General features: G+C 64.0%; 5 protein-coding genes and 1 pseudogene. 3 read left to right on the forward strand and 3 right to left on the reverse strand.

All coding sequences use genetic code 11. The features are described 5' to 3' along the window. Window positions 1-154 precede the first annotated feature (154 nt). From yjgA to AB4Z11_RS25000, 3 genes and pseudogenes are all read left to right on the forward strand, one after another. On the forward strand, window positions 155-754 hold the full coding sequence (yjgA, locus tag AB4Z11_RS24990; RefSeq protein WP_442028465.1) for a ribosome biogenesis factor YjgA: 600 nt from the start codon (window positions 155-157) through the stop codon (window positions 752-754). Further along, a pseudogene (mog, locus tag AB4Z11_RS24995) lies at window positions 744-1,226 on the forward strand (molybdopterin adenylyltransferase); the annotation flags it as partial. The gene yjgA and the pseudogene mog, both read left to right, overlap by 11 nt. A gap of 22 nt (window positions 1,227-1,248) precedes the next feature. Beyond that, window positions 1,249-1,917: an alpha/beta hydrolase gene (locus tag AB4Z11_RS25000; protein ID WP_442028467.1), complete on the forward strand. Its 669-nt coding sequence runs from the start codon at window positions 1,249-1,251 to the stop codon at window positions 1,915-1,917. Here the strand turns inward: AB4Z11_RS25000 and AB4Z11_RS25005 are convergent. The 3 genes from AB4Z11_RS25005 to AB4Z11_RS25015 all read right to left on the reverse strand — a co-directional run. After that, window positions 1,914-4,124: a xanthine dehydrogenase family protein molybdopterin-binding subunit gene (locus AB4Z11_RS25005; protein ID WP_442028468.1), complete on the reverse strand. Its 2,211-nt coding sequence runs from the start codon at window positions 4,122-4,124 to the stop codon at window positions 1,914-1,916. The two genes, AB4Z11_RS25000 and AB4Z11_RS25005, sit on opposite strands and share 4 nt — an antisense overlap. Further along, entirely contained in the window at window positions 4,121-5,107 is a 987-nt protein-coding gene (locus AB4Z11_RS25010; protein WP_442028470.1) for an FAD binding domain-containing protein, read from the reverse strand. The genes AB4Z11_RS25005 and AB4Z11_RS25010 overlap by 4 nt, the downstream gene beginning before the upstream one ends. A 3-nt stretch (window positions 5,108-5,110) precedes the next feature. Continuing rightward, window positions 5,111-5,328, reverse strand: a 218-nt coding sequence (locus tag AB4Z11_RS25015) for a 2Fe-2S iron-sulfur cluster-binding protein (protein WP_442028472.1), incomplete at its 5' end; no start/stop codon positions are given.

Below are 5,328 nucleotides of genomic sequence, written 5' to 3' on the forward strand. Positions count from 1 at the left end.
ATCAATGACTTGCCGCGTGACGTGCAGGATGGTACTTCTGTAAATACTTTATGCCGCGAAGGCGGCGATCGCGAACGTGTCGCACTAAAACAGTTATCATAGCAGCCGTTTACTGTTTTTACAGGCTCGCTACACCAGCGAGCCTTTTGTCACTATGCCAAATGCAAACCGCGGGGCCGTCGGCTTCCAGTCGAGCGAGTTCGAACAAGAATACGAACGCCCATCCAAAACCGAAATGAAGCGCCAGTCGGACGCCCTGCAAGACCTGGGCCGCGAACTGGTGGAAGCGCCACGTGACCGCGTGAAGCGCGTGCCCATGCCGGAAGACGTGCGCGATGTCATTCTGGAATGCCAGAATATCAAGAATCACGAAGGCCGCCGCCGTCAGCTGCAGTTTGTCGGCAAGAAGATGCGTGGCCTGACGGAAGAGGAAGTGGCCGTGATCCGCCGCACCATCGAGGGCTGGAAAGGCGCCTCCAAGGCCGATACCGCCGCCCTGCACGCGCTGGAGCGCCGCCGCGAGAAGCTGCTGGCCGACGACAAGGCCCTGACCGCCCTGCTGGAAGAGCATCCGCAGCTGGACGTGCAGCACCTGCGCGCCCTGATCCGCAATGCCCGCAAGGAGCAGGCCGAGAACAAGCCGCCCAAGGCCTACCGCGAAATCTTCCAGATCCTGAAGGACCTGCAAAAGCCTGCCGCCAAGTCCGCGGATGACGAGGAAGCTGAAGAAGAAGGCGAAGAAAATGACGAATGAACCGGAACTCGAGGTTGAGCTGATGATTGGCCTGGTCTCGATTTCCGACCGCGCCAGCGAAGGCGTGTATCAGGACCAGGGCATCCCGGCGCTGGAAGGCTGGCTGCGCACTGCACTGACCACGCCCTTCCGCGTTGAGACACGACTGATTCCGGACGAGCGCGCCCGGATCGAAGCCACGCTGACCGAGCTGGTGGACCAGGCGCGCTGCCATCTCGTTCTGACCACCGGCGGCACCGGCCCGGCACGCCGCGACGTGACGCCGGAAGCCACGCTGGCCATCGGCACCAAGGAAATGCCGGGCTTCGGCGAACAGATGCGCGCCATCTCGCTGCATTTCGTGCCGACTGCCGTGCTGTCGCGCCAGACTGCCGTGATCCGCGAAATTGACGGTCACGCGGCGCTGGTCATGAACCTGCCCGGCCAGCCGAAAGCCATCAAGGAAACGCTGGAAGGCTTGAAGGACGCCGACCGCAGCAAATAAGGACTACCGCATGACCCACGTACTCGACCACATCGAAGTCAGCACTTCCGACAACCCTGAAGTCTCCATCATCTGGATGCACGGCCTGGGYGCCGACGGCAACGATTTCGTGCCCCTGGTCGATGAACTGGACCTGAAAGGCCTGCCAGGCATCCGCTTCATCTTCCCGCATGCGAACACCATGCCGGTGACCATCAATGGTGGTTACGTGATGCGCGCCTGGTACGACATCATCCACACCGACCTGGGCCGCCAGGAAGACGAGAAAGGCCTGCGCGAATCGCAGATCCTGGTGGAAGCGCTGATCGAGCGTGAGAAGGCGCGCGGCATTCCGGCCAACCGCATCATCCTGGCCGGCTTCTCGCAAGGCTGCGCGATGACCCTGCAAACCGGCCTGCGCCATCCTGAACAGCTGGCGGGCCTGATGTGCCTTTCCGGCTATGTGCCGCTGGCCGACAAGGTGGCCGCCGAACGCAGCGCCGTCAGCACGCAAACGCCGATCTTCATGGTGCATGGCCGCATGGACCCGGTGATCCCGGTGCAGCGCGCCATCGCGTCGAAAGACCTGTTGCTGTCGCTGGGCTACCAGGTCGAGTGGCACGAGTATTACATGCAGCACTCGCTGTGCCAGGAAGAAGTGGACCACATCGGCGCCTGGCTGAAGAAGGTGCTGCTCTAAACCAGTAGTTTGTCCGGCGTGATCGGCAAGTCGCGAATGCGCTTGCCGGTTGCGTGGAATACCGCGTTGGCCACAGCGGCGGCCACGCCGGTAATCCCGATCTCGCCAATGCCGCGGATGCCAAGCTCGTTGAAGTTGGTGTCGCTGTCTTCCACCACGATGATGTCCATGCCCGGCACGTCCGCATTCACCGGCACGTGATAGTCCGCCAGGTTGGCGTTCACGGCACGGCCGTGGTGCCAGTCCATCTCCGTTTTCTCCGTCAGCGCCATGCCCAGGCCCCATACGATGCCGCCCATCAGCTGGCTGTGGCCCGTCTTCGCATTGAGCAGCTTGCCCACGTTGTAGGCCGCCACAATGCGCGGCACGCGCACGGTGCCGAGGTCCGGGTCCACGAACACTTCGACGAAGACTGCGCCGAAAGAGTGCGAGGAGAACTCTTTCTTTTCAATGCCAGGCTTGGCCTCGCCGTCCGCCGCGACCGGCTGTCCGCCGTGGCGCGCCATGATGGCTGCCATCGGTTCCTTGCGCTCCGGCRCATCGCGGAAAATCAGCCAGCCGTCCTGCGCATCGACCTTGGCCGGATCGGCGCCTTTCAGCGGCGAGACTTCATCACCCACCGCCATTTCGGTCAGCTTGCGCCGCGCGCCCAGGCAGGCTTGATGCACGGCCGGGCCGATGCTGGCGGCCGTCATCGAGCCGCCGGAAACCGGTGCCTGCGGCATCGTGGTATCGCCCAACTCGAACTTCACCTTACTCGGCGGCAGTCCCAGCGCATCGGCCGCCACCTGCGTCATCACGGTATAAGTGCCCGTGCCCAGGTCATGCGAGCCGCAGCGCACGATGGCCGTGCCGTCCGGCTGGATGCTGGCCCAGGCCTTGGCCGGCAGGCGGTGCGCCGGATAGGTAGCCGTGGCCATGCCCCAGCCGACCAGCATGCGCCCGGCGTGCATCGAACCGGGAATCGGATTGCGCCTGGCCCAGTCAAAATGTTTGGCTGCCACCTCGTAGCATTCGCGCAGCTTCTTGCTGCTGAAGGGCAGATTCTTTTCCGGGTCCTTGTCGGCGTAATTGCGCAGGCGCAGCTCCAGCGGGTCCATATTCAGCGCGTAGGCCAGTTCGTCCATCGCGCACTCCAGCGCGTATGTGCCGGTCGATTCGCCCGGCGCGCGCATATAGGTCGGCACGCCGAGATTCAGCACCGCCAGCCTTTGCGTCGTATCGCAGTTGTCGCAAGCGTAGAGCATGCGCGTGGGCGTGGTGCAGGGCTCGACGAAATCGTCCTGGAACGAGGAATGCGAAATCGAATGATGCGCAATCGCGGCCAGCTTGCCGTCCGCGCCGGCGCCAAGCTGGAAGTGCTGCTCGGTCATCGGCCGTGCGCCGACCGGCGCAAACATCTGCGTGCGCTCCACCACCAGTTTGACGGGACGGCCTACGGCTTTGGCGGCCATCGCCGCCAGCACCACGTGCGACCACATGCTGCCTTTGCAGCCAAAACCGCCGCCGGTGAAGGGGCAAACCACGCGCACCTTGTCCGGCGAGATGCCAAGATCCTTGGCCGCCGCTTTCTTCACGCCGGAGATATTCTGCGTGGCGTCATACAGCGTCAGGCGGTCGCCATCCCATGCCGCGATGGTCGCATGCGGCTCCATCGGGTTGTGGTTCTCGATGGGCGTGGTGTAGGTCGCCTCGAAGCGCTTTGCAGCGCCGGACAGCGCAGCCGAGACTTTCCCTCGGCTGCTGCTGGACGGACGTTCGGGATCTTCTTTCGGTATTTTCGGATGCGCCTTCGCGCCATTGAAATCCAGTACCGCAGGCTGCCTTGCATAGCTCACGCGCACGGCGCGGCTGGCATCCATCGCCTGCTCCAGGGTATCCGCCACCACGACCGCGATGGGCTGCGCGTTGTACTGCACTACCGCGTCCTGCAGCAGGTTGATCTTCGGCGGCGGCGGCATGTCGCCCTCGCCCGGCTTGGTGCGCGGCAGGTGCGGGGCGTTCTGGTGCGTCAGCACGGTCAGCACGCCCGGCATGTGCGCGGCGCGCGAAGTATCGATGGCGCTGATGCGGCCTTTCGGAATCGTGCTGAGCACCATCACGGCGTGCGCCATGCGCGGCAGCTGGTGTTCCGCTGCAAAGGTAGCCGTGCCCGTGACTTTCTGGCGGCCGTCCGTGCGGTTCATGCCTTGTCCGACGATACTCATGCGCTTTCTCCTGCAATACGCAGTGCGCGTACCACTGCGCGCTGCGCCATTTCGACCTTGTAGCGGTTTTCCGGCAGCGGCTGGGCGCCTTGCAGCAGACGCATCGCGGCCTGGCGGCTGCGCTCATCGTCCAGCGGCTGGCCTTGCAGCAGCGCTTCTGCCTCAGGCACGCGCCAGGGCTTGTGTGCCACGCCGCCCAGTGCAATACGCGCCTGGCGAATCACATTGCCATCCATTTCCAGTCCAGCAGCGACGGACACCAGCGCAAAGGCATAGCTGGCGCGGTCGCGCACCTTGAGGTAGTGGCTGTTCTTCGAAAGCCTGGATGGCGGCAGCTCGACGGCGGTAATCAGCTCGCCCGGCTTGAGGACCGTATCGAATTGCGGCGTATCACCCGGCAGGCGGTGGAATTCGCTGATGGGAATGCGGCGCTCGCCGCCCTGCCCGGCCACCACGACCACAGCGTCCAGCGCGGCCAGTGCCACGTTCATGTCCGAGGGATTGACGGCAATGCAGGCCTGGCTGGCGCCGAGAATGGCGTGCATGCGATGGTAGCCTTCGCGCGCACCGCAGCCGGAGCCGGGCTCGCGCTTATTGCATTGGCCGAAGGCGGTATCGGTGAAATAAGGGCAGCGCGTGCGTTGCATCAGATTGCCGCCCGTGGTCGCCATATTGCGCAGCTGGCCCGATGCGCCGGACAGCAGCGCGCGCGTCAGCAATGGATAGCGCTCGCGCACCAGCTGATGATTGGCCATATCGCTGTTGCGCGCTGTGGCGCCGATGCGCAAGCCGCCGCCCTGCAGCTCGGTGATCGCGTCCATGCCGGCGCGGCTCACATCGATCAAACGCTGTGGATGCTCGACGTCGCCCTTCATCAGGTCCAGCAGATTGGTGCCGCCTGCGATGAAACGCGCACCCGGTTGCTGAGCGAGACGCAACGCTTCGTCCATATTGCGAGCCCGGTCATAGAATATCGCTTGCATGGCTCAGACCTTTTTCAGCGCCACGGTGCGAATCGCGGCCACGATATTGGGATAGGCGCCGCAGCGGCAGATATTGCCGCTCATGCGCTCGCGGATTTCGTCATCGGTAAAGGCCGGGGACTTCACGCGCACATCCGGCGTGACTGCACTTGCCGTACCCGCCTGCATTTCTTCCAGCAGCGCGGTGGCGGAGCAGATCTGGCCCGGCGTACAGTAGCCAC

Source organism: Pseudoduganella sp. RAF53_2 (assembly GCF_052113985.1).
Lineage (GTDB): Bacteria > Pseudomonadota > Gammaproteobacteria > Burkholderiales > Burkholderiaceae_D > Rugamonas.

Bases quoted from the DNA above. Each gene is read 5' to 3' on its own strand.
- AB4Z11_RS25010 (WP_442028470.1), bottom strand. From the start codon at position 5,107: ATGCAAGCGATATTCTATGACCGGGCTCGCAATATGGACGAAGCGTTG.
- yjgA (WP_442028465.1), top strand. From the start codon at position 155: ATGCCAAATGCAAACCGCGGGGCCGTCGGCTTCCAGTCGAGCGAGTTC.